Origin of the sequence: Pontibacter indicus, from assembly GCF_900156345.1 — a bacterium.
Taxonomy (GTDB): Bacteria; Bacteroidota; Bacteroidia; order Cytophagales; family Hymenobacteraceae; genus Pontibacter; species Pontibacter indicus.
The window spans coordinates 1214564-1239437 of sequence record NZ_FTPP01000002.1 but is presented as its reverse complement, the minus strand read 5'-3'; the positions used below and the strand labels follow the sequence as shown (position 1 = coordinate 1239437).

Genomic DNA, 24874 nt, shown 5'->3' with positions numbered 1-24874 from the left:
AAGAAAGGTATAGCCAGGCATACAGGATGCTCTCTTCTTTCACTTCTTCTGATTAAAGTTCAATTTATATTGCACGCTCAGTCTGCCTATCAGGGCGTATAAGTGAATTTTGTCCTCTGAGCTTCTAAAAGTCTTTGTTTCCGTTGATCCTTCGTAACTGATGTGGGTGTCCGTTCGCTCTACAGATGGGGCGAACAAAGGAATTGCCACCCCTATCTGCGCATTGATGTTTACCCCATATAGGGTATAGCCCGCGCTTATGGCCGGGTCAGCGGTCAGGCCTCTCAGGTTCTGATAGTTGCTTTGCGTGGCACTCGCATTGGGATGGGTGTTGCGGAAGTTGAAGTCCGTGTACTGCGCATACGTAAGCCGCAACCCAAGCCCGTACTCACTTTTCGTCAGCCTTTTGCCCGCATTAATTTGACCGAATACGCTCCAGTATCGTGCCTGCGTGACTTCTCCATCTGCATCGCCCTTAAAGTGCCAGTAGTTGTCCACCTCGGTTATACCTGCACCCACATAAGCCTCTAGTAGCGGAAACTCGTTATTATCTGTCCTGCTGAAGTAGCCCAAGCCGCCTTTGAAAGTATAGTCATTCCTGTCAACATCATACCTGTCACCGATTATGCTGATCCTCTTCTTTGTGCCTTTGTCGAAGGTGGCGGCAGTGAACAAGGCCAGCTTATTTGTGAAGGCATAAGACAGGGTAACGTCATAGCCCCCGCCTCTACCAAAAGACATATGCAACTGATTTTTCTGATCGTGAAGCGGGATGAAGAGCGATTTGGGGGTATAGAACTCTTTTTGCGCCAGAAGTTTGTTGGGAAGTAATGCCACACCCGCCACCAAAATAACATAGCGAAGCAGCTGTACTTGCAAAACTTCTTTGCTCCTGTTCATGGGTTCTGGGTTAGGTGATGTAACGGACTGGGCTTTGCCATGGCGAAGCTATGGTAAAGGTATGGTTAGGCTATGTAGTACTTTATTAAATTGCATTGATAAACAATCATCTGTTATGCCTTTTTTTCTTGATGACAGAATAGGGCCCTGAATAATACTTCCATTTAAACTTACCACTCAATGGACTATTGCTAACATGGGTTAGTCTATTCCTCCCGATAATATACTTGTTAACTAATTCAATATTGGAGTGAGTTAGTATTAGTGTATCTTTATTTATATGCCATTTACCAATGTTTATCTCCTCCTCAACATTCTTAACCACACCTGCTTTTCTTATCTGAAGATGAATAGTATGTTTAAATGTAGAATCACTTTCACATATACTAATTAAGTCTTGGAAATGTGTGAAGCCTAATCCTTTTCTCTCTTTCTCGATTCTCTTGTATGTTATACAGTCGTAATTGTATACCACAGAATATAGTAGAATAGGGATAAATAAACGGCTCATTAATATATTCATTCTATCATTTTTATAAAGACTAACGTTTAGTACAGGCTACGAATGAGGCATAGCCGAATATGGAGCCTGTGCAGGGTTATGCTAAGTGGTTTTTATTCTATTCTGATTGGCAGATAGAACAATGACGGTTCTGTACAGTCTTCTTGATTACTTCTTTTCAATTGAATGTATTCAACATGATTTATCAGGATTGGTAGTAGTTGCTCCAATTCGTTATCTGTCATTTCAAACGGCTCTTCAGACTCCTTGTAGCGGAGCCTTTCTACCATGATTTCGTACTTGTTGAACTTTAGGCTTTCCCTATCATACTCTGCTTTCAGAACAACTAAGCCATGGTAATCCTTCTGAAGACTGAGTGGCTTTACACTGTCCTCCGTTAGTTGATAGCAAGGTATTTCGATAGGGCATATATGTGATTCTGATGTATCGGCACTTGCAGCTAATTGCTTCTTCTCAACTTCTATCGAAGGCACACTCACTTCTGCTTCTTCTGTTGATTCACACGAAAACAAAACAAGCGTAAGCAGTAGATAAAGTTGAGTAAGCGATACAGCTTTTTTCATTCTTGATTCACATTAAGCATAACTAGAGTATAGTAGGAGTACCTACTCCTACTATCTGCACTATGTGTGGAGGTTTTTATCTATGGTTAATTCAAGGCCCTACAGCAAAAACTACCAGGCAGCCCAATCAGCCACATTTTATAACCCAATCCAATATAGTTAATATATCTAATATTTTCATAACTTTTTCAAGCCGCCTGCACAACAAAAAAGCCGCTATACCTTGTGTTTCAGGTATAGCGGCTCTTTATCAATGCAGTTTCAAACTGCTGTCTTCTCTTACAAATGCGTTACATACTGCTCCAAATATTGCTCCATTTCCTTTTGCACTTCCAGCGCGGCTTCGCGGGAACGCTCGGCAAAATCGCGGCCGGAGGAGGCGTAGATAATGGCACGGGATGAGTTGACCAAAAGGCCGCACTGCTGGTTCATACCCAGTCGGGAAATCTCTTCCAGACTGCCGCCCTGCGCGCCCACACCTGGCACGAGCAGAAAGTGATTCGGAACAATGGCCCGCACCCGCTCAATGTACTCGCCCTGCGTAGCGCCTACCACATACATCATCTGCCCCACGCTGGCCCAGTTGGCACTCTCGCGCAGCACCTGCTCAAAGAGGTACTCCTCGTTTCCGTCCGACAGCTTTAGCATCTGAAAGTCCTTGCTGCCTGGGTTGGAAGTAAGTGCCAACAGGATAACCCAACGGCCCGGCTGCACCAGGAACGGTTTCACCGAATCGGCGCCCATGTAAGGAGCCACCGTGATGGAGTCGAAGTTCATGGTCTCGAAAAAGGCGCGGGCGTACAGCTCCGACGTGTTCCCGATGTCGCCGCGCTTGGCGTCGGCTATCGTGAAGATCTCCTCCGGTATAATTTCCAGCGTTTTCTCCAGGCTCACCCAACCCTTCGGCCCCTGTGCTTCATAAAAGGCAATGTTTGGCTTGTAGGCCACACATAGGTCAGCAGTGGCTTCCACGATCTGGCGGTTGAACTCAAACACCGGGTCTTCGTGGTCGAGCAGGTGCTCGGGCAGGCGCTTGGGGTCAGTGTCGAGGCCAATGCACAGGTAGGACTTTTTCTGGAGGATCTGCTCAAACAGCTTTTCTCTGGTCATGATAGGTATAGGAGCTAGTGTTCAGGTATAGCAAAGCTAGTTTATTTAGGGGCAGCTACAAATTTTTTATACCTGCACCCGCCATTAATTAAGGTGCGGGCCCAAATCTGCCCAGCCTTGCAACCCTTTCCGCACAATCGGGATCGACTTGATATACAGCACCTAAAAACAAACGAACATGATACGAATCTTCTGCCTTCTCGCCCTCATTGCCTTATCCACCTCCAGCTGTTCTAAAGAAGATTCTGAACCTCCTGCACAGGAGCGGCCTGCGCCCACCGTGCGCGTCGAGGCACCGGCAACGGCCCAGTTAGGTGAAACCGTGTCAATAGAGGTGTACTTTCAGGTGAACGGAGGCTGCGGACAGTTTGGCTCTTTTGATGTGAGTACAACCGGTAAGGAGACGACCATGCGAGTTGTGGCCAAGTATAAAGGCACTATTTGCACCGACGATCTGCCTATCCGCAAGGCCACGTATACCTTTCGGCCAACCGAGGCGGGCACCTATACCTTCCGGTTCCGCTCCACGCCTCAGGTGGGCTTTATTGTAACGACCATCCAGGTCGAGGCTTCTTAGGCTGCCTGCTATACCTACAAAAAAAGAGCTGCCCTAACAGAGCAGCTCTTTCCTTTTTATCATAAAATTGGTTGGCTTATCTTAAATCTACTACCTGCACGCCCTTGTACTTGGCTTTGTTAAAGCTAAAGGCATCGGAAGCCAAGGCAGGGTTTGCCTGGAAGTTTTTGATGGTATAGGTATAGCGGCTGCCGTTGTTACGGAACATCTGCCAGCTCTTCAGCGATTTGTCCTTCTGGTTGATGAACAGACGCACCTTAAAAATCGGATTGCTGCGATCTTCCGGGGCCAGCTCAATCACATCGAAGGTATCAGCGCCCTGCTTCTCGGTGCCGGCGTAGGCATACTTGTAGCCCTTCTTGTACATGTCGAAGATCTTACTCGGCGCCATGGCCTCTGCCTCTGCGTCGGACTCCGTGATAGTCACTTCATTTACCTCTTTCAGGTAAGTCCACATCAGTTTACCGTCGCTGATGATCTCCTGCCCGCTCACGGCCAGTCTGTATTTCGGGCCGCTCACCAGGATGTCGCCTTCCATGGTTTCCTTTACTTTGGAAGAAGGGTTCTCCAGCGTCTGTGCAAAAGTCGCTTTAAAAGCTTTCATACTTCTGTACTTCTGGCTCATCTGGTCCAGTATTTTGCCTGCTTTGGGGTCCTGCTGCGCATGGGCCAGGTTTGCAAACAGTACGAAAGCCAGCAAAAGGGATAATACTCGTTTCATGTCTTAGTGATTGTCTTGTTCTTTTCTACAGCGTATTCAATAACTGTTCCAAACTGTACTCGTCCGGAATTAAAACCTCACGGGCCTTGCTTCCCTCAAACGGACCCACTATACCTGCCGACTCCAATTGGTCGATCAGGCGGCCGGCGCGGTTGTAGCCCAGCTTGAGGCGACGCTGCAGGAGCGAGGTACTGCCCTGCTGGTGCTGCACAATAATGCGGGCTGCCTCTTCGAACATCGGGTCTTTGGAGCTCGGATCGAAATCGGATTTCTCGTTTCCGCTCTCGTCACCCACAAATTCCGGCAACAGGTAGGCATCGCTGTAGCCCTGCTGCTCGCCAATGAAGTCGCAAATACGGTCTACCTCCGGCGTGTCCACAAAGGCGCACTGGATACGGATCATGTCCGAACCGATCGAGAAGAGCATATCACCCTGACCGATCAGCTGGTCGGCACCGCCGGCATCGAGAATGGTGCGCGAGTCGATCTTGGACGTTACTTTAAAGGAGATACGCGCCGGGAAGTTGGCCTTGATGATACCCGTGATCACGTTCACCGACGGTCGCTGTGTGGCCACCACCAGGTGAATTCCGATAGCACGGGCCAGCTGCGCGAGACGGGCAATCGGGGTCTCCACCTCTTTGCCGGCCGTCATCATCAAGTCCGCCAACTCGTCAATCACCAGCACGATGTAGGGCATAAACTTGTGTCCCTTTTTCGGGTTCAGGCGGCGCTCCACAAACTTCTTATTGTACTCCTTCAGGTTGCGGCATCCGGCATCCTTCAGCAGGTCGTAGCGCATGTCCATCTCCATACAGAGCGAGTTGAGCGTGTTCACCACCTTTTTGGTATCGGTGATGATCGCCTCGTCGGTATCTGGCAGCTTGGCCAGGAAGTGGCGCTCGATCTTGTTAAAGAGAGATAATTCCACCTTTTTCGGGTCCACGAGCACGAACTTGAGCTGCGAAGGGTGGCGCTTGTAAAGGAGCGAGGTCAGGATGGCATTCAGGCCAACCGACTTACCCTGACCAGTAGCACCTGCCATCAGCAAGTGCGGCATTTTGGCCAGGTCGGTGATGAACACCTCGTTGGTGATGGTCTTACCGAAGGCGATCGGCAGATCCATCTCGCTCTTCATGAACTTTTCTGTGGACAGGATCGACTTGATCGACACCATCTCTTTCTTCGTGTTCGGCACTTCTATACCGATCGTACCCTTGCCAGGTATAGGTGCGATGATACGTATACCCAGAGCCGCTAAGCTCAGAGCAATGTCGTCTTCCAGGTTCTTGATTTTGGAGATACGCACCCCGGCATCCGGCACAATTTCGTAAAGCGTCACGGTCGGGCCGATGGTGGCTTTGATGCTCGCTATACCTATGTTATAATGGCCGAGTGTGGCCACGATCTTGTCTTTGTTTGCTTCAAGCTCCTCCTTGGTTACCGACACTTTGGTAGCGCCATAATCGTTGAGCAAGTCGATGGTTGGGTACTGGTAGCGGGCCAGGTCAAGCGTCGGGTCGTAGTTTTCGGTGGCCAGCACGTCAGCAGCTTCTTCTTCCGGTGTTTTTTCGATCTGCAGGTCCAGCTCGTCGTCCAGACCATCTACTGTATCGAATTCAGCCTCGGCCAGTTCCTCTTCTTCCAACTCCGTTTCGATGTCGAGCTCAAGCGTCGGTGCTGGCGTGGCAGGTTTTGGCGGCTCCGGTTTGAGCGCGCTCAATTCCATTTCCAGCGCACGGTTGATGGCTTCTTCCTCTTCTTCGGCCAGGTATAGCTCTTCCTCTTCCGCCTCGAGCGAAGCGGTGGGGTCGGCGTTGTGGTTGACGTTTCGGGCTGAGCCGTGCACCACATCGCGCAAAGAAGAGGCGTTTCCTCTGTCCACTTCCACTTCTTCAGCGTCGGTATCATCGGCAGATTTACCCCAGTTGATGCTCGTGATGTTGAAGAAGAAAACCAGAAAGATCAGCAGTAGGAAGCCCAGCAATAGGCCGCTCCCCCACCCGATCAGGCTGTTGAGCCAGATAGCAGTCTCTATACCAATGCCCCCGCCCAGGAACCCCAGTTCGCCCACTGTATTGGTAGTCAGCACAATATAACCGAGCGTCAGACTCAGCCACAGCATAGAGAAGGTGCACAGCCCGAACACGTACGACATGGAGATCGACTTCCAGCGGAACACGATGCGGCTGCCTGCAAAAAATGCGATCGGGATGAGGAAGAAAGCGCCTATACCCAGTAGTTCATAAATAAAGTAATGCGACACCCAGGCCCCAAACAGGCCCAGCCAGTTCTCCGCCTCCTGCCCCGACTCCTTTAGCCCTGTGCCCTGCACCGACTCCACCACACTTTGGTCGGCTGACCCGGTGAACAGGTAGGACACAAACGCGATGGTCATGAAGAAAGCGATCAGCAGAAAAGAGAAGCCGATGAAGAGCTTGAAGCGACGGTCCGTGAGGAAAGCTGGCATCCGCAGGTTGAACCTGAAGGAAGGCATCTTAAAGAAAGGCTTCTTAGGTTTCTTTTGTTTTGTCTTTTCCCCGGCGGGCGTATTGCTGCTCCGTGGTTCGTTACGGCCACGTACCTCGTTCCTCGCCCTTCCCGTGCTCACCGCATCGTTTCTGTAAGTGTTCTTTGCCATACCCTTCGACTAATTAAGATTTCAAATTTACATTTTTTCGGCACACGCCGCTCAGCAAATCCGAAGGCTTTTCAGGAAATGTGCTAAAAAGTTGGACCTCCACCCGGCCCCCTCCTAAAAACAGGAGGGGGAGCTCAAAAAGAGACTCCAAATATAGAATTGGAACGTCTTCATCAGAGACTCTTGTTGATAACCAAAATAAATTTCACGTGAGAAAGGACCAGTTGCATAGTTTACCACATCTGAAACTGATTAGAAGCAGGCTTAGAGAGGAAAATACACCAGCAGAGGTGCTCCTATGGTCAATGCTACGCAGCAAAAAGCTTGAGGGAAGAAAATTCAGACGCCAGCATAGCATTGAAAATTATGTAGTTGACTTCTACTGTGCTTCCGAAAAACTAATCATCGAAGTAGACGGATCTATTCACGACTCGTCTGAGGCAATAGCCAATGATAATCTTCGGGATGAGACATTGAGAAATTGGGGATTCAATATTTTACGATTTAGAAATGAAGAGGTCTTCAATCAAATGCAGACCGTGCTACAGAAAATAAAAGCTTCATTTTAAATCTCCCCCTCCTGTTTTTAGGAGGGGGCCGGGGGGAGGTTATCTCAACAAACTCTTATTAATGCTGGCAATCAAGGCAGGACCTTCATAAATAAAACCGGTATACAGCTGCACCAGATCAGCGCCTGCCTCTAACTTCTCAACAGCATCCTCCGCCGTCATAATCCCACCGACACCAATGATCTTGATATGCTGTGGCAGGTGCTGGCGCAGGTAGCGGATGATTTCCGTGGCATGCTTGGTGAGGGGTTTGCCACTGAGGCCGCCGGCACCGATCTCTGAAACGCGGCTAGAAGGAGTGTGTAGCCCTTCGCGGCTGATGGTGGTGTTGGTGGCAATAATACCACTTAGTTTCGCGGCAATCGCAATCTCAATTATATCATTTAACTGAGCTTCGTTCAAATCCGGGGCGATTTTCAAAAGCAGGGGTTTCGCCATTGGCATGGAGTTATTCAGCTCCTGCAGCGCCATCAGCAGTTGCTGGAGTGGCTCTTTTTCCTGCAAGGCACGCAGGTCCGGGGTGTTGGGTGAGCTTACGTTCACCACAAAGTAATCGACTACGTCATACAGTGCCTTAAAGCAGTAAAGGTAATCGTTCAGGGCCTCTTCGTTTGGCGTTACCTTGTTTTTGCCGATGTTGCCACCCACAATAATATTGCTCTTCCGTTCACGCAGTCGCTTCACAGCTGCCTCTACCCCCTCGTTGTTGAAACCCATGCGGTTGATGATAGCCTGATCTTCAGGCAGCCGGAATAGACGTGGCTTGGGGTTGCCTTCCTGTGGTTTGGGTGTCAGCGTGCCGATCTCGATGAAGCCAAAGCCCAACTCCCCCAGTTCATCCACTAGTTTGGCATCCTTGTCAAAGCCAGCCGCCAGACCAACCGGGTTGGGAAACTTCAAGCCGAACAGCTCCCGCTCCAGCCGCTTGTCCTCTACCTTGAACATGCCACGACTGATGCCTTTTGTAAAAGGCAGACTAAAGGCCGTGCGCAGGGCATCGGTGGTGAGGTAGTGAACTTTCTCGGGATCTAACTTGAAAAGCAGCGGACGCAGGAGGCTCTTATACACGGCAGCGGATTTGGTTGTGGTTTGCTGCTGACAAAGATAGAAAGAGAACTTCAGGATGTAAGACGGAACAGGCTAATTTGTTAAATAGAGCAGCTACAACAAGGCTGCTATAGTTTATCAAATAGGGGCAAATTAGCAGGACTGTATTCTAATACCCATTCTTTCGTTTGTGTATCGTACAAAGTACCATTTGGCATATCTTGCTCCTGTCTTCTATACTTCCTGAAATTATTCTCGGATAAAGACCTGTAAAAGGTATCGTCGAACATGAATAGCCCTTGGAATGGATTTTGGGCCCTGTCGTAATCACCAAAAGTTTCGGTTATCATTTTTATCACGAATCCATCATCGAGCAGCTGTCGTGTTTCAACCTTTTCGAGGTTTCCCGAAGCATTAAAAAAGAAGTCTTTTACCGAACGTTTATAGGTATACTTTTCTGATTGGTACTCATAGACCGAGTAGTTGACAATCTGCTTTATTTTACTGCTCCCACTATACACGTACACCAGTGAGTCATGCATCTTGCTATCCTCTAACCTTCTTAAGAGGTACTCTATCTGGTTAGCACTTTTTAGTTTTAAAAACCATTCTTGCTGTCGAATATCACGCTCACTGCTACCGGCTCTATTGGAAATCCTGATAGTATTATTGCCGTAAGTTACGTCATCTACTATCGTGAATTGCGGCTCGCAGGTGTTCTCCTGCATACACTCCATACCATGTACTCTACTGGTCACCTTACCATTTTTGTGAGCAAGATTGGTGACCCTAAAACTAGTGTAATAAGCCCCCAAATGCTGGTCCACCATATAGCGATTCGTATACGAATCGATTAACACAGCAGGCGCTTGCGTATCTTTTTCTTTGCTACAGCCAAGAAACAGTAGTGCAAAGAAACTAAGGAGTATAAGTTGTTTCATAAAATAGGTGGTGGTATGGGAGCTCTTTTAAGGGCGATGAACGAGTAATGCCGTCAACATGGGCGCCACAATCCAAGTTCCGAGTAGAGCGACAACTATTAGATATAAAATTAATCTTCTTTCAACTGTTCCCAGTGCCGCTCCAGTTCCGGATTCTTTTTGGAAGGTTGCTCTCCCCCCCCTATCAGTTCATTCAACACTTTGATGCGGTCGCCTGTGTTGGGGTGTGTACTCATAAAGGCCATCATTTCCAACTCACTGCCTGACTGCAGGCGTTCCATTAACAAAATGGCGCCTTGCTCATTCAGCTCGTTTCGGCGCAGCAGTTCCAATCCTTCCCGGTCGGCTTCCAATTCCAGACTGCGGCTGTATTCCAGATTGCGCAGGGCGGAGGCATTGTCGACCAGCACGGCGGCTACTCCGCTAATGTCGCCAAACAGCAGCGAGGCCAGCATGTAGTAGGACAGGCTTCGCGTCATGGCCCGGAGCGAGTGGCGGTTTTGGATGTGCGCCAGTTCGTGCCCCATCAGAGCGGCCAGTTCTTCGTGTTGCTCCATTTTGTCGAGTATACCTTCGTACACCACCACATAGCCGCCCGGTATGGCAAAGGCATTGACCTCGTCGCTGGTCACCACGGCGGCCGTAATCGGGTAGTCCAGGTCGGTGTCCAGCTCGCTGAGGTACGCGTTCAAGGCAGCAGTTTTTTCATCGTTTACCTGGTAGCCCTGCAGCATTTTGGTGTAGAGTTGCTCGCCCAGTTGGCGCTCGTAGCTTTGCGGGAAGTACATGGCTACCCGGTCGGCAAGGGCCGGCACACCCCACACCACAAAGGCCACCAGCAGACCCAGCAGACTCAGGGCGAGCACCGCTATACCTGCGCAGCCCAACCCCAGCACACTGTTGTAGCCAGATTTGAGGAAGGCTGCCCCATGATATTGCTGTTGCAGCGCTTCCTTAAACCCTTTGTCTACCACTGAAATACTCTGTTGCGGAAATTTACCGTAGCGCAGCAACGTAGTCGCGTCGTTGAACTCTGACCGGTGCAGACCTCCCAGTTCCCAGTACACAGACCCCAATACCTCGTCTGCACTGTAGTCAATGCGCAAACCGTCCGGCAGCAGCGTGATGTGCGCCGGCATGCCTTTGGAGCTTTGCCCGTTGTAGTATTTCCCTTCAAATGTCATGTTAGATCACACCGATATCCATCATATCCGTCATGCTTTCGTAGGTAGCCGAATTATAGGCCTCCTCGGTCTGCACCAGCGCGTCGGCATCAAACTGCCCGCTCATCACGGTGTTGTTCATGATCAGCGACATGGTGCGCGTGGTGGTAAACGGCACTCCCAGCCCCAGCGTGAACACCACGATCAGGATATTGCCCACCGTTAGTTTGAGCACCTCCCAGCCCGAAACCTGGCACTGCAGGCGGCTGTAAGTACCGTCTTCCTGCAACACCACAATGTTGTTCACATAAAAGTGCAACAGGTTCTTGGTGTACCAGAAAAAGTAGATACCCACCGTAAAGATAGAAAAGAAAAAGCCTTTGAAGTGAATCAGAAGAAGGTCGGCCCCGTCGCCCGTGTAGCGCAGACGCACATTGCCGAAGCGCACGTTGTCGATCATCTGCTTGCGCAGGTTCACCACAAACCACGAGCCGTAGATGCCGAGTGTGAGTATGGTGAGGAAAAAGCCGATCAGGTAGGTGGAGTACATGTCGGAGAGTTTGCCCCGGTAGCCCATGTGGATGCCGCGCCAGCTCGTACGGGACATGCGGTAGCGCATCATACCGTGCAGCGCCAAAGGCACCAGCGCCAGCAAACCCAGCAGAAACACAGCATAAGCCAGCAGCATCATGCCTATGTTTTCTGTGAACACCGCATACAACATAAAGGCATACAGCGATGCCAATATGACCACTCCTTTAATGAAGCCGACGAACATCTCCTTGCCGGTGCCATGGAAGATAAAAGGTGTACCCGCCAGCTCGGTTTTGCGGTATAGGTACTGCAGCGACTTGGCCTTCGCCCAGGGGTAATAAAGCCCCAGTGTCAGGACAGTGAGCACGATGTTCACAATTTCAATGGCAAAGTACTCGGAGCCCTTGCCAGTGAATGAAAAATGGGTAATCTGTTTTTCTTTTTCGAGTAAAGTTGTTGTCATAAAAAGCTTGGAAATAAGGTGAGAAATTGAGTAAAAAAATAACACAGACCGCGCTCGAAACACAGCCTGTGTTATTACAGCTATTAAATATAGCAATTTTCAATTACTCACCAAGCATCCTTCTGCTTTTCAGTTATATTCCACTCACTTTTGCTCCATTGTCCAGCGTTCGAAATGCGGGAAATACTTCGCGCCCCAGGAGGTATAGCGCGGAATGATGGCCGTGTTGAGCCTGCGCTTGAAGTCGGTAAAATTCTTCTTTTCGGCTTGTGACCACAGCACCTCGCTCAGGGCCGTCATGCGCGGGAAAACCATGTACTCCACCTTGGCCGTATTGCCGATGTACTCTGCCCACAAGTTAGCTTGCGCCCCGATGATGTAGTGGTCCAGTTTCTGTTCGCGCAAGGCAGCAGGTATAGGCTCAAAATTATACACAGCGTCCAGCGGGTTATAGCCGTGGATAGCCAGGCTGTCGTTCGGGTCTTTGGACTGGTAGTGGTCGAAGTACAGCGGGTGGCCCGGCGCCATGATCACTTGATGGCCACGCGTGGCGGCGGCTATGCCTTCCTTCTCCCCTCCCCAGTTCATGATAAGCGTGGATTTGCTCAGGTCGCCTTCCAGAATCTCGTGCCAGCCGATCACTTTCTTTCCTTTGGCGGCCAGGTAGCTTGCCACCTGCTCTACAAAATAAGTCTGCAGGCCTTTCTCGTCCTTCAGGTTATGGTCTTTGATGAATTGCTGCGAAACAGAGTCTTCTTTCCACCACTTCTTGCTCGTTTCGTCGCCGCCCAGGTGGAAGTACTCATACGGGAACAGGTCGGCCACTTCCTGAAACACCGTTTCCAGGAACTGAAAAGTGGCCGGGTTGGGCTGCAGCACGTTGTTCTGGCGGTTGTACATGCCCCAGGTAGTGGCTACGTTCCAGGTGGTGTCGGGGCGGGTGCTCAGCTCCGGGTAAGCGGCAATGGTAGCGCGGCTGTGGCCTGGTATATCGATCTCAGGTATAATGTTGATGCCCCGAACAGAAGCATAGTTGATTACGTCCAGTATTTCGTCTTTTGTATAGTAGCCACCGTAGCGTTTGCCGTCATACCTTATCGGTGTGTCTTTGAAATGCCCAATCAGGGTTTCTTTGCGCCAGGAGCCTACGGAGTTCAGCTTCGGGTATGACTCCATTTCGATGCGCCAGCCCTGGTCGTCGGTCAGGTGCCAGTGGAAGGTGTTGAGCTTATGGAAAGACAGGTAGTCGATGTACTTTTTAATGAACTCCACGGGGAACATGTGCCGCACCACGTCCAGGTGCATACCCCGGTAAGCGAAGCGCGGGTAGTCCTTGATCTGCACATCCGGAATCTTTACCTCGCGCACCTGCTTGAGCGGGAATAGCTGCAGCAAAGTCTGGATGCCGTACACCATGCCGCCCGTGTCTTTGGCGCGTATCGTCACGTCTTTGCCTGACACCGTCAAGGTATACATCTCGGCTTTGTCGATGGTCTTGGTATCCAACACAAGTCGGATGTGGTGGCTGGCCTTGGGCTTGGCGGCAGTATTCGGGTGTAGGGGCAGTTTCAGGCCCGTCTGCGCCGCCAGCATCTCCTGCAGAAACTCAGCCTGCGCTCCGAACTGCTTATCGAACACGATCTGGGCTTTGTTGTTGATGCTCACATGCCCTCTCGCCTCTTTTATCACTTCGACAGGCATCGGCGTGATGTCGTCGATGGACTGGGCGATGGTTAGGACAGGTATAGAAAGTAGAATCAGTACGAGGGAGAAAATCCGGTGAAAGGTTGGTAGCATGTTGTTTTTAGTTGTTGCTGTCAATGGACTAGTGATGGAACGCTTGGTTTAATGGGTGTGGTATTGAATTGGGTGGTTCGGGAGTTTGGGTTAAAGTATGCAAGGGTAATTTATAGCGCGAGCGTCCTCGCTCGTGATTTACTCTATAAGCAGCACGAGCGAGGACGCTCGCGCTAGAACGATCATGATTATCTGTGCACGATTCGGACAGGTCACGACCTGTCCCTACAAGCTATACCTTGCTAACTCTTCCCTCCTAAACTCGCAAACTCCTAAACTCAACTCAGCTTCTCGGATGGTAATCCTTTATCACCTGCTTCAGGTAATCCCTGTCGAGGTGGGTATAAATTTCGGTGGTGGTGATGGACTCGTGGCCCAGCATTTCCTGCACGGCCCGCAGGTCGGCGCCGCCTTCGATCAGGTGCGTGGCAAAGGAGTGGCGGAAGGTATGGGGACTCACCGTTTTCTGTATACCTGCTTTGGCGGCCAGGTCTTTGATGATCGTGAACACCATCACCCGCGTCAGTTTGGCGCCGCGGCGGTTTAGGAACACATAGTCTTCGTGGCCTTTTTTGATAGTGAGGTGGCAGCGCACGCCTTCGCGGTAGAGTTGGATGTGCTTGAGTGCATCGCGACCAATTGGCACGAGCCGTTCTTTGTCGCCTTTGCCCGCCACTTTCAGGAAGCCCATGTCTTCGTAGAGGTTGCTTAGTTTCAGGTCCAGTAATTCTGACACACGCAGTCCGGAACTGTAGAGTGTCTCGAGCATGGCACGGTTGCGCGTGCCCTCCGGCGTCGACATATCGATGGCGGCCAGCAGTTGCTCTATTTCGTGGAAGTGCAGCGTGTCAGGTAGTTTGCGGCTCAGCTTCGGAGCTTCTATCGTTTCGGTGGGGTCGGCGGTGAGCATGTCTTCCATGATCAGGAACTTGTAGAAGGCCCGTATACCTGACAATGTGCGTGCCTGCGAGTGCGGCGTCATGCCCAGTTCAGCTACCCACTCCAGAAACTCGCGCAGGATGGGCGGCGTTACCTGCTCCGGCTGCACGGCTATACCTTTGATGTCCAGAAAATCGGTCAGTTTGCGAATGTCACGCAGATACGCCTCCACGGAATGACCCGAAAGCGACTTCTCGAGGCGCAGGTACTGTTCGAACTGGGTAATGCAAATAGACCACTTCATAGGTATAGCACAAAACTTTCTTTTGTCAAAAAATCAAAGCAAAGATAGTTAATCCTTAAATTGCAAACGCTTAATCTAGCTGAAATCACCACTATACCCTCAAACTATGAAAATCCTGATCCTGAACGGCCCCAACCTCAATCTTTTAGGCGTTCGCGAAAAATCCGTCTACGGCACGGAGTCCTTTGAATCTTACTTTGAAGAACTCAAAGAGGCCTTTCCGGGCATGGAGTTATCCTATTTCCAATCCAACACAGAGGGCGTGCTCATCGACAAGCTACACGAAGTGGGTTTCAGCTACAAAGGCATTGTGTTCAACGGCGGCGCCTACACCCATACCTCCGTGGCCCTCTCCGACGCGATCAAAGCCATCGAAACACCGGTAATTGAGGTGCACATCTCCAACGTGTACGCCCGCGACGCCTTCCGCCACAAAAGCATGCTGGCCCCTTTCTGCAAAGGTGTGATCACCGGTTTTGGTTTGGAGAGCTACCGCATGGCCCTGCAGTATTTTGAGCGCATGAAGCCTAAGCAAATTGGTTTCGGATCCAAAAAATAGCGTCGCAACACAGGCATTCCGTTCACTAAATATTTGGTTATTGCTATAGTAACCATCCTATAATTCTTTATATTACCCTCCATGCTGAATTTCTTTCCAGGACCGTCGAAAATATACCCGGAGGTGCGCACCTACCTGACAGATGCGTACGACGAGGGGATTATGGATGCCCCGCACCGCGGAGAACAGTTTGTGCAGCTCTCCCGCGCCGTGGTGGGCTCGCTCAAGCGCCGCCTCAACATTCCGCAGGACTACTCCATTTTCTTCACCTCCTCGGCCACCGAGTGCTGGGAAATCCTGATCCAAAGCCTTACCAAAAAGAAGAGCTTCCATATTTACAATGGCTCTTTTGGAGAAAAGTGGTACGAGTACGCCAAAAAAATGCGCCCGGAGGCGTCGGGGGTTCGCTTCGACATAAATGAAGCCATCCAAGTGGAAGGCCTCAACATCAGCTCCGACACCGAACTGATCTGCCTTATCCAGAACGAGACCTCCAACGGCACGCAGGTGACGGCTACCACCATCCTCAACCTGCACAACCGCTTCCGCGACACGCTCACGGCAGTGGATGCCACCTCTTCTATGGCGGGCCTCAACCTGAAATACATCAAGGCCGATATCTGGTTTGCCTCTGTGCAGAAGTGCTTTGGCCTGCCGCCGGGACTGGGTATACTCATCTGCTCGCCGCGCGCTATCTTCCGGGCCAAGCAAATAAACGAGCGCAACCACTACAACAGCCTGGTGTCGCTCTACGAAAAGATGCTTAATTACCAGACCGTGCATACGCCGAACACGCTCAACATCTACCTGCTCAAGCGCATGCTCGAAGACAGGCCCTTTATCAAGCAACTCGACATTGAGCTGACGGACCGCGCCAACGAACTGTATGAGTTCTTCGGTCAGTTTACCGACTTCAAGTTGCTGATCGAGAACGAGGAGGTGCGCTCGAAAACAGTGGTGGTGCTGGAGGCGAACGAGCGGCTGGTGGAGGACATCAAAAAGCGGGCGCTGCACCACAACATACGACTAGGCAACGGCTACGGACCCTGGCAGCGCAACACGTTCCGGATCGCGAACTTCCCGGCAATCGGCAACGAGGAGTACGAAGAGCTGAAGCGCTTTTTCCTACATTATTACGTCTAAGAATCCTACCTTTGCGGCTTGTTAACGGATTGCGCATGGTCGCTGCAGGTATAGCTGTACCTGTAGCGGCTGGCCTCAACATTTTAACAACCAAAAACCCATGCTTCAGGAACTCTTCAGCTTTAAGGAAATCGCGTCTGTTACGCTTATTTTGTTTGCGGTAATCGACATCCTGGGATCCATTCCGATCATCATCGACCTGCGCAAGCGCGAAGGCAAGATCGAGTCCGAAAAAGCCACCATCATTTCGGGTGTCCTGATGATCGTGTTCCTGTTTGTGGGCGACGGCATCCTGAAACTCTTCGGCATCGACTTCGAGTCCTTTGCCATGGCCGGTGCCATCATCATCTTCCTGATCGGTCTGGAGATGATCCTCGGCAAAGACCTTTTCCACTCCGACCCTGAGGTGAAAAGCGGCTCCATTGTGCCGCTGGCTTTCCCGCTGATTGTAGGAGCAGGCACCATGACCACCCTGCTCTCGCTGCGTGCGGCCTACTCGCTGCCCAACGTGCTGGTGGGTATTGTGCTCAACCTGATGTTCGTTTACATCGTGCTGAAGTCTTCGGCCTGGCTGGAGCGCAAACTCGGCAAAGCCGGCGCCAACGTGCTCCGCAAAGTGTTCGGCGTTATCCTGCTGGCCATCGCCATTAAACTGTTCAAAACGAATTTACCTATTTAGATTGAGTGAGTTAGTGAATGAGTGATTTAGTGATTTATTATTGTTTGCACAGGCACTCATTCGTTAAAACAAAAAAACTCATTCATTCACTAAATCACTCATTCACTAAATCAACACATGATCGAGCTTTTCACAGACGGTGCTTCACGAGGGAATCCGGGTCCGGGCGGGTATGGCACGATACTGCGCTGGAGAAACCACGAGAAGGAACTAACTGCTGGTTTCCGCAAGACCACGAACAACCGCATGGAGCTGCTCGCTGTGATCGTGGGGCTCGAAGCCATCACCAAGCCCGGTATACCTGTCACGGTCTACTCCGACTCCAAATATGTGGTAGATGCTGTGGAAAAACGCTGGGTGTTTGGCTGGCAGAAGAAAGGCTTCTCCGGCAAAGCCAACGGCGACCTCTGGGCTCGCTTTTTGAGAGTGTACACCAAACATAATGTAAAATTCGTTTGGATCAGAGGGCATGCCGGGCATCCTGAAAACGAGCGCTGCGATGAATTAGCGGTTGCCAGTGCGCTGTCGCCTAATTTGTTGATTGATGAGGGGTTTGAGTCGGGGCAGTTTAACTCGAAGTAGTAGTTTCTTTGCTGTTGCTGGTTTTGTGCTAGTGTAGCGCCGGCTGGTTCAGGTAAAGCGGTTGAGCTATTGCATAGCTAGCTTTTCGCCTGTGCGGCGGGCACTCACTTTTTTCCTTGATGAAAAAATCGAGGGCCCCTACCCCCACTCGCTGACCGCTCAAACAAAAAATCGTCGAAGATGCACCTGGCACCGCTGTCTGCTTTGTAGTGAGCGTGTAAGTTAGTCTTCCTATACCTGCCAGTGATTGTTTGCGACAAGGCTTATACCTTAAAAGTGTGAGCAGCCGAAATCTCCCCTTGAGGACAAGTGAGAACGAGAGTTCGAAACTTGCGAGCGAAGCTCTCAGAGGGGTGTTAACCGTGTATAGGTGTACAGATCCTACAACGCTTATACCTCTAAACTGGCAACCCTAAGTTCCCCGCCTTAGACAAGGAGGGGTTAGGGGTAGTTGGATCCGGTATAGCGAAATAGAGACTACAACGCTGATACCAGCGAATTGGCAATGGTAGAGATTCCCCTCTTAAAAGGGACAGGAGTATGTCAATCGTGCACAAGAATCCTGAAAATCCTTTAATCCTGTAAATCCTGATTCTAACAAAAGAAAGCAGAAACTCCATACCTTTGCCTTCTTAATCCATCACTTTTCACTATTCACTATTCATTACTCATTAATCATTATTCACCCGTGGCCAACACCTACTTCCAATTCAAGCAATTCCGCATCAACCAGCACCAGTGCGCGATGAAAGTCTGCACGGACTCTTGTGTGTTTGGGGCTTATGTAGAGGTGAAGCAAGCAAAGAGGGTACTGGACATCGGAACGGGAACGGGCTTGCTGGCTTTGATGGCGGCGCAGCGATCGGGAGCTGTGGTGGAAGCAGTGGAGATTAATCCCGAGGCACAGGTACAGGCGGCGCAGAATTTTACGGAGAGCCCTTGGGCAGATCGTCTGAAGTTATACCCAATGCCCTTGCAGGAGTTTGCGAAAACCTCTACGCAGCAATACGATGTCATTCTGTCGAATCCGCCATTTTTCCTGGCTTCGCTTAAGTCTGACGATGCGGCTAAAAACACGGCCAAGCACACCGGCGACCTACTCTTTGAAGATATCCTGAAGTTTGCGCAGAAGCACCTTACCGAACACGGAAAGCTATACCTGCTCCTGCCGCCAACCGAGGCCAGTCACTTTGCTGCGCTCGCCAAAGCACACGCGCTATACCTGACCGAAACACTGGAGGTATACACGCGCACCGGCGGAAAGTGCATCCGGCATGTGCAGACCTATACTTTTGCCTCGGCAGAAAAAGCAGTTACTAACAGGTTAGACATCCGCGAAGAAGACGGAAAGACTTATACTACAGACTTTACAGCGCTACTGCGGGATTATTACCTGATTTTCTAAAAATTCAGGAGTATTGCTTGCTAAAGACTGGTAGCTATACCTGCTGCTGTGTCGCCTTCACCTGTTCAACTTCCACAAAGTCGACCCCATAGCTTTTCAGTTCTTCCAACACCGCCTCGTACAGGTCCGGGTGAATAGGCATCACCACACCGCGACGGTCGATTTTGCCTTGTAGCAACAGCCTGGCCAGTATACCGACCGGCAGGCCCACAGTTTTGGCCATAGCCGTATGCACCTCGTCATCGCCCAGCACCACCAGCGAGGAAGTGAGTTCGTGCTGCTCGCCTTCCAGTTCATACTCAAACAGGTGCTGCATCACGATCATGTCTTTGTCGCCGGGCTCCAGCTTCCACTTGCCGACCAATATTTTTTCGAGCACCTGGGCCGGTGTAGCCACTGTCATGCCGAGCGGAATTTCTTCAAACAGACCAAGCCACTCCAATTTTTCAATGATTCCTCCTTCAGGCGCTATACCTACGTAACGGCAAAGGCGCTGCTGCAGGCTTTCGTCCGAAGAAGCGGCCGGTGGTAGGAAGGCTTCCAGGTAGCTGCGGTTGGTCATGTTCTCCACGCCTTCCAGATCGTAGCTGTCGTCGGTGAGGCCAAGTTGCACAAATACATTCCAGGCGGCGCAATAGCCAATCCGGCGTAGCGTGCCGCGCAGCATCGTGGGGATGTCCTGCAAGCCGTAATGTTCCCGGTAGCTGAGCGAATCGCGGTTGGCGTAGCCATCAAAATGGCCGTAGCCTTCTACAAACAGCTCGTCGGTGCGCTTGAACAGTTGGTGGTAGGGGATGTACTTGTACTCGCCGTTCTTGATGTACTTTGCCGTCCCCTGCCCTGCCAGCACCACGTTGCGCGGATTCCAGCTGAACTTATAGTTCCAGGGGTTGTTGTCCGACTCCGGCGCCACCAGCCCGCCCGTGTACGACTTGAAGGAGGTGATCTTACCGCCCATGCCCTGCACCCGTCGGATCACCGCCATGGCCGACATATGGTCTATACCTGGGTCGAGACCCGACTCCATCAAAATGGTCAGGTTCTTACTTCTCGCCTCTTCGTGCAACTCCCTGATCTCAGGCGAAACGTAGGAGGCCGTGATCAAATGCTTTTCCTGCTTCAGGCACTCCCTTGCTACCTCAATGTGAAAGATGGCCGGCAGAAGCGAGATCACCAGATCGGCCTTGCTTACCTCGGCAGCCCGCTGCGCCTTGTCGTGCACGTTAAAAACGATGGCTTCGACAAAGTTCAGCGGTGCAATTTTGCTTTGCAGATGGTCCACGTTCATGTCGCCGATGGTGACATGCCAGTTCTTGGAGGGCGCGTGTTGCAGCAGGTATTGGATAAGCGAAGAGGCGGAGCGGCCGGCTCCAAGCAGGAGGATTCTTTTCATAGCACTTGTATCGTTGCGTTTGAATTTAGCAATAAGCACCTGCAAGGCCAACCTTTTACATTGTTTTATCAGAATAATCCGTTAAATTTATAGCCCTTTTCTAATTTTTATACCTATAAGGTCTTAAATGGCAAGTGAGCTGAATATAAATATCTGCATCGACGTACTGGACTCGACTGAAGAACTGCCCCCACAAGAGCGCGAAGCGATGGCACTCGCACAGCAAGCGGCAAACGACGCCTACGCTCCATACTCTAACTTTTTGGTGGGCGCTGCCCTCGTGCTCGAAGACGGCACGCTGTTTAAAGGCAGCAACCAGGAAAATGCCGCCTACCCTTCCGGCCTCTGTGCCGAGCGCACAGCACTGTTCGCCATGAGCGCCCATCACCCAAACAAAAAGATCAAGCTGATCGCCGTGACAGCCCGCCGTAGAAGCGAAGAACACTTCCTACCTGCCATGCCTTGCGGTGCCTGCCGCCAGGTAATGGCCGAGTACGAGCACAAACAGGGAGAGCCTATACCTGTGCTGTTGCAGGGCCCTGAAGGTAAATTCTACCGCCTCCGCAGCGTCAGCGACCTACTTCCCTTCCAATTCAACAGGGAACATTTGTAATTTAGTGAATGAGTGATTGAGTGGTTGAGTGAGTTATTAATTTTGATTATATAGTTTGAGGCCTCAGCAGTATAGCTAAGCTAACGCATGCGGAGCAGGCAGAAAATCGACTCAATTAATAAAATAACAATTCAACCAATCAACAATTCAACAATCACTCAGTCACGCATTCACTAACTCACTCAATGGAAACTCACAAACTGACAGTCCCTCGCACGGCCCGCTACTATACCTTGGGAACGCCCTCAGAGCAGACGCGTGACTTGTGGGTGGTATGCCATGGGTATGGGCAGTTGGCACGTTTCTTTTTAAGGCATTTTGCGGTGCTGGATGATGGCGCTACCGTGGTGGTGGCACCGGAGGCCCTGTCGCGCTTTTACCTGGACGGTTTTTCGGGCCGCGTGGGCGCCACGTGGATGACGAAAGAAGACCGGCTTTCCGAAATTGAGGACCAGTCGGCTTACCTGGACTTGCTTCTGCAGGAGCTCTTGGGGCAATTGCCGGCCGATGTGCGGGTGCATGTGCTGGGCTTCTCCCAAGGTGGTGCCACGGTTAGTCGCTGGCTCGCCACCAACCAGGTACCTTGCCAGCACCTGGTGCTTTGGGCTGCTTCTTTCCCGGAGGACATCACTTTCGACTCAGGCAAAATGGCTTTTGAAGGTATGCAGGTGGATGTGGTATACGGAACACAAGACGAGTTTATTACGCCAGAAAAGCTGCAGCACCAGCAGGAAATCATGAAGCGCCTCGGCCTTGTGCCACAGGTCCATACCTTTGAGGGTGGCCATACCATCCCACCAGAGTTGCTACAAAAGCTCAAATCATAAGGCAGAAACCTAACAGTTGACGCTGATTCTTACGCAGGCTCAAGCTTGTGCTCACCTTGCTATCCCATAACAACCGCTATCCGATGCTTTCATAGCAATTTCCCGGTACCTACTTCTGGGTATTTTAGTTAATTCACAAATCATTATATATAAATTTAAATAAAGTGTATTTAAATTTGCGGGGAAACAATTGCAACAAACCCATCCTTACACTTTCATAATTCAACTTACCCTATGAGGAGAAATCTCTACTTATCTCTCATTTTCTGCTTGCTCACTATTTCTTCTTTCGCCCAGAGCAAGATCAACGTTAGCTCCAACTTCCCGGATGCCAAGTTCTTTTTATTGAACGATGCCGATAACAGCACCGTGAGTGAACTCGGCGTCGGAAGCATCGAGCTGAAGCTGAACAAAGACTCCCGCAACCGCATTGCTGTCGTAAAAGAGGGCTACGAGCCTGTGATCCGCGAATTCCCGCGCACCATGAAGTGGGACAAAGACCAAAAAGTGGAACTGGCCAACCGTCTGATCGACATCAGCGTGGAGCCTTACGATGCCGAAATTTATGTGGATGGCCGCGTGGTGGGCACCAAACGCATTAACCTGATCGTGGAGAAGGACAAGTTCCTGAACGTGGAGGTAAAGAAGCCGGGCTTCGCGCCGCAGACCAAGGTATACTACAACCAAAAAGACCGCGAGGCGCCTCCTGTTAAAGACTTTTTTGAGCTGAAAGACCGCCAGGTGAGACTGGAAGTGATTCCGGCCGACGCCTCTGTGGCGCTGAATGGGGTGGTGACAGGCCGTGGCAACACCGATGTGAGCGTTCCGTTTGGCACCTGCGTAACTGTGACTGTCACAAAAGAAGGCTTTGCCGAAGTGGTACAGGTATACTGCAATAAGCCAGCCACGGACCCGGTTCCTCCGCTTCGCTCCCGCGCTCTGCTCGAAGACCGTCTGGTGAAAATGACCACCTCCCCTGCCGATGCCAACATCGAAGTGGCCGGCAAAGTGGTAGGTGTAGGCAAATACGACCTGAAAGTGCCGAAAAACGGCTGCGTGGAAGTGCGTGTGACGAAAGATGGCTTCCTGCGCTACATCAAAAACTATTGCAACCAGGAAAACATGCAGGCTCCGGAAGCGACTGAGTTTGTGGAGCTGGCCGTGGATGAGGCCTATACCTCTTCTATCTCATCGGACATGGCCAATGTGCGTATCACCATACCTGTTAACAAAACCGTGGACCCGGCCGACGCCTGGAGAATCCTGAGCTCGATCATCACCAAGCGTTTCGACGTGCTGGAGACGGTAGACTACAACACTGGCTACCTGACCAGCGCCTGGCAGGTGCAGAACTTCAACGGTGCCAACATGATCCGCACCCGCGTGATCGTGAGCAGCGGCGGTAATTCCAACGACCTGACCTATGTGGTGAAAATCGTAAGCCAGCGCCACGAGCGCGAAAACAACACGGCCCGCAACATCAGTGTGAAGGACGACGAAGACTTCAAAGACTGGGGCCGTCTGCTGAAACGCTACGACGGTCTGATCGAGGAAATACAGGCACGACTGCAGTAAGCTTTTATACCTTCGAAACATGACAAAGCCCCGGCCAGCCGCCGGGGCTTTTCTTTTTACCTTCTTGCCCCCATCAGCACAGAATCCTGCTGCTTGTTGAAGCGTAAATCCAAATTAAGTTTTAGCTTTAGTACACGAACTGTACCTAGCCTGTTATACCTGCCCATGCCACAAACAGAGCCTTTCTTCCGATTCGACTGGTTTGCCGCCATCCTGCTGGTGGGGGTGGTACAGGGCTTCTTCATGAGTCTGCTGTTTTTGGCGAGGCGCCCGCACCGACAACCTTACCATCACCTGCTTTTGGCGGCGCTTGTCTTTACCTTCGCCTGCATGGTGCTGGAGGTTTTTCTGTGCTACAGCGGCTTGATGTTCCGCACCCTCCAACTGGTTGATTTCTCAGAGCCGGCAAATTTTGCTGTTGGTCCGCTCACGTACCTGCTTCTCCGGAGCCTGAGCGGTTACAAGTGGACGGAGCGGCAGTGGCTGCACTTTATTCCGTTTGCGGTGTACTTCCTCTATCACATCCTTTTTTACATTCAGCCGGAGGAGGTTAAGTACAACGCCTACATCAGTGCCTATTTTCCGGAGATGGCGTATTTGCCGGTCACCATTGAGCTTTTCTGGGACCCATTGCAGTGGACGAAGTATGTGAACGAACTGACCATGGGGCATATCCTCATCTACATTGTACTTTGCTTTTTGTTGTTGAGGAAACAAAGCACCACTGAGTCCCCTAACCCCTACTTCTATACCTGGGCCAGGTTTCTGCTATACTTCTTCGTCGCCACGCTGGTGCTGATCGTGATCGTGAAGCTCAGCTATGAGCGCGACCTGGGCGATCACTTCCTGGCCATGTTCCTGGTGGTGCAGCTCTTTTTTGCGAGTTACAAGATCATCACCGATTCTGCCTTCTTCCAGCCCGTGGTGCAGGTAAAGTATGAGAAGTCAGCCCTGAGCGAGGAGGCCAAGCAGGATCTGATCCAGAAATTGAAAGCAGCCGAGCAGGAAAAATTCTATACCCAGCCATCTGCTTCCCTCCCAACGCTGGCCAAGCAATTGCATACCTCGCCCCACTACCTGTCGCAGAGCCTGAACGAGCGCCTGGGCAAGAGCTTTTTTGAGTACCTGGCGGAGCTGCGCATACAGGAGGCGAAAGCCATACTGGCCGACCCAACGCAGCAGCACCTGAAAGTAGAGGAGGTGGCCGAGCAGGTAGGCTATATGTCGAAGTCAGCTTTCAGCAGCGTGTTTAAAAAGTATACCGGCCAGACGCCGGGGCAATTCCGCAAAACAGCCGTTTCAGGCTCCGTTTGAGTACTTCCCTATAAGTTAGCACCCCGCACTTATCGGCAGATTCTTCTGATAA

Annotated in this window: 23 protein-coding genes; 11 read left to right on the top strand and 12 right to left on the bottom strand. The window is 51.0% G+C overall.

Annotated features, from left to right (window positions below; all coding sequences use genetic code 11):
- Window positions 1-39: 39 nt before the first annotated feature.
- From B0B12_RS14320 to pyrF, 3 genes are all read right to left on the bottom strand, one after another.
- On the bottom strand, window positions 40-900 hold the full coding sequence (locus B0B12_RS14320; RefSeq protein WP_076669927.1) for a hypothetical protein: 861 nt from the start codon (window positions 898-900) through the stop codon (window positions 40-42).
- Window positions 901-1515: 615 nt separating this feature from the next.
- Window positions 1516-1986 carry a hypothetical protein gene (locus B0B12_RS14310; RefSeq protein WP_076669921.1) on the bottom strand — a complete coding sequence of 157 codons (471 nt, stop codon included), beginning with the start codon at window positions 1984-1986 and terminating at the stop codon, window positions 1516-1518.
- A gap of 279 nt (window positions 1987-2265) precedes the next feature.
- Window positions 2266-3096 (bottom strand): orotidine-5'-phosphate decarboxylase, encoded by an 831-nt coding sequence (gene pyrF, locus B0B12_RS14305; RefSeq protein ID WP_076669918.1) that lies wholly within the window; start codon window positions 3094-3096, stop codon window positions 2266-2268.
- A gap of 178 nt (window positions 3097-3274) precedes the next feature.
- On the opposite strand from pyrF, the gene B0B12_RS14300 reads away from it, so the two are divergent.
- Complete coding sequence (locus tag B0B12_RS14300; RefSeq protein WP_076669915.1) at window positions 3275-3673, top strand: hypothetical protein; 399 nt, start codon at window positions 3275-3277, stop codon at window positions 3671-3673.
- Between the two features lie 76 nt (window positions 3674-3749).
- On the opposite strand, the gene lolA1 is transcribed toward B0B12_RS14300, so the two are convergent.
- Window positions 3750-4394 (bottom strand): outer membrane lipoprotein periplasmic chaperone LolA1, encoded by a 645-nt coding sequence (gene lolA1, locus B0B12_RS14295; RefSeq protein WP_076669912.1) that lies wholly within the window; start codon window positions 4392-4394, stop codon window positions 3750-3752.
- 25 nt (window positions 4395-4419) lie between these two features.
- Window positions 4420-7035 (bottom strand): FtsK/SpoIIIE family DNA translocase, encoded by a 2616-nt coding sequence (locus B0B12_RS14290; RefSeq protein WP_076669909.1) that lies wholly within the window; start codon window positions 7033-7035, stop codon window positions 4420-4422.
- 209 nt (window positions 7036-7244) lie between these two features.
- Here B0B12_RS14290 and B0B12_RS14285 point away from each other — a divergent pair, with 209 nt between their 5' ends.
- Entirely contained in the window at window positions 7245-7604 is a 360-nt protein-coding gene (locus B0B12_RS14285; protein ID WP_076669906.1) for an endonuclease domain-containing protein, read from the top strand.
- A gap of 39 nt (window positions 7605-7643) precedes the next feature.
- Here B0B12_RS14285 and B0B12_RS14280 read toward each other — a convergent pair whose 3' ends face one another.
- From B0B12_RS14280 to xerD, 6 genes are all read right to left on the bottom strand, one after another.
- Window positions 7644-8672 carry a quinone-dependent dihydroorotate dehydrogenase gene (locus B0B12_RS14280; protein ID WP_076669903.1) on the bottom strand — a complete coding sequence of 343 codons (1029 nt, stop codon included), beginning with the start codon at window positions 8670-8672 and terminating at the stop codon, window positions 7644-7646.
- Between the two features lie 107 nt (window positions 8673-8779).
- On the bottom strand, window positions 8780-9592 hold the full coding sequence (locus B0B12_RS14275; RefSeq protein WP_076669900.1) for a hypothetical protein: 813 nt from the start codon (window positions 9590-9592) through the stop codon (window positions 8780-8782).
- 110 nt (window positions 9593-9702) lie between these two features.
- Window positions 9703-10776, bottom strand: coding sequence for a M48 family metallopeptidase (locus tag B0B12_RS14270; protein WP_076669897.1), 1074 nt, complete (start codon window positions 10774-10776; stop codon window positions 9703-9705).
- A 1-nt stretch (window position 10777) separates the two neighbouring features.
- A complete protein-coding gene (locus B0B12_RS14265) occupies window positions 10778-11752 on the bottom strand; it encodes a YjgN family protein (protein ID WP_076669894.1) in 975 nt (324 codons plus the stop codon).
- A gap of 144 nt (window positions 11753-11896) precedes the next feature.
- Window positions 11897-13549, bottom strand: a complete 1653-nt coding sequence (locus B0B12_RS14260) for a beta-N-acetylhexosaminidase (protein ID WP_076669891.1) — start codon at window positions 13547-13549, stop codon at window positions 11897-11899.
- 283 nt (window positions 13550-13832) lie between these two features.
- Window positions 13833-14732, bottom strand: coding sequence for a site-specific tyrosine recombinase XerD (gene xerD, locus B0B12_RS14255; RefSeq protein ID WP_076669888.1), 900 nt, complete (start codon window positions 14730-14732; stop codon window positions 13833-13835).
- A 106-nt stretch (window positions 14733-14838) separates the two neighbouring features.
- Between xerD and aroQ the strand changes: the two genes are divergently transcribed.
- From aroQ to B0B12_RS14230, 5 genes are all read left to right on the top strand, one after another.
- Window positions 14839-15291, top strand: coding sequence for a type II 3-dehydroquinate dehydratase (aroQ, locus tag B0B12_RS14250; RefSeq protein WP_076669884.1), 453 nt, complete (start codon window positions 14839-14841; stop codon window positions 15289-15291).
- A gap of 81 nt (window positions 15292-15372) precedes the next feature.
- A complete protein-coding gene (locus B0B12_RS14245) occupies window positions 15373-16434 on the top strand; it encodes an aminotransferase class V-fold PLP-dependent enzyme (RefSeq protein ID WP_076669881.1) in 1062 nt (353 codons plus the stop codon).
- Between the two features lie 100 nt (window positions 16435-16534).
- Complete coding sequence (locus B0B12_RS14240) at window positions 16535-17113, top strand: MarC family protein (protein ID WP_076669878.1); 579 nt, start codon at window positions 16535-16537, stop codon at window positions 17111-17113.
- Between the two features lie 117 nt (window positions 17114-17230).
- Window positions 17231-17695, top strand: coding sequence for a ribonuclease HI (rnhA, locus tag B0B12_RS14235; RefSeq protein WP_076669875.1), 465 nt, complete (start codon window positions 17231-17233; stop codon window positions 17693-17695).
- A 688-nt stretch (window positions 17696-18383) separates the two neighbouring features.
- Window positions 18384-19100, top strand: coding sequence for a tRNA1(Val) (adenine(37)-N6)-methyltransferase (locus tag B0B12_RS14230; protein ID WP_076669872.1), 717 nt, complete (start codon window positions 18384-18386; stop codon window positions 19098-19100).
- 34 nt (window positions 19101-19134) lie between these two features.
- Here B0B12_RS14230 and B0B12_RS14225 read toward each other — a convergent pair whose 3' ends face one another.
- Entirely contained in the window at window positions 19135-20493 is a 1359-nt protein-coding gene (locus tag B0B12_RS14225) for a saccharopine dehydrogenase family protein (protein WP_076670377.1), read from the bottom strand.
- Between the two features lie 127 nt (window positions 20494-20620).
- Here B0B12_RS14225 and cdd point away from each other — a divergent pair, with 127 nt between their 5' ends.
- The 4 genes from cdd to B0B12_RS14205 all read left to right on the top strand — a co-directional run bounded on the left by cdd (window position 20621) and on the right by B0B12_RS14205 (window position 24822).
- Complete coding sequence (gene cdd, locus B0B12_RS14220; RefSeq protein WP_076669869.1) at window positions 20621-21106, top strand: cytidine deaminase; 486 nt, start codon at window positions 20621-20623, stop codon at window positions 21104-21106.
- Between the two features lie 185 nt (window positions 21107-21291).
- The gene (locus B0B12_RS14215) at window positions 21292-21933 is read left to right on the top strand and encodes an alpha/beta hydrolase (protein WP_076669866.1); all 642 of its coding nucleotides are present in this window, start codon (window positions 21292-21294) and stop codon (window positions 21931-21933) included.
- 270 nt (window positions 21934-22203) lie between these two features.
- Complete coding sequence (locus tag B0B12_RS14210) at window positions 22204-23508, top strand: PEGA domain-containing protein (RefSeq protein WP_244554716.1); 1305 nt, start codon at window positions 22204-22206, stop codon at window positions 23506-23508.
- Window positions 23509-23673: 165 nt separating this feature from the next.
- A complete protein-coding gene (locus tag B0B12_RS14205) occupies window positions 23674-24822 on the top strand; it encodes a helix-turn-helix transcriptional regulator (RefSeq protein WP_076669859.1) in 1149 nt (382 codons plus the stop codon).
- Window positions 24823-24874: the final 52 nt, after the last annotated feature.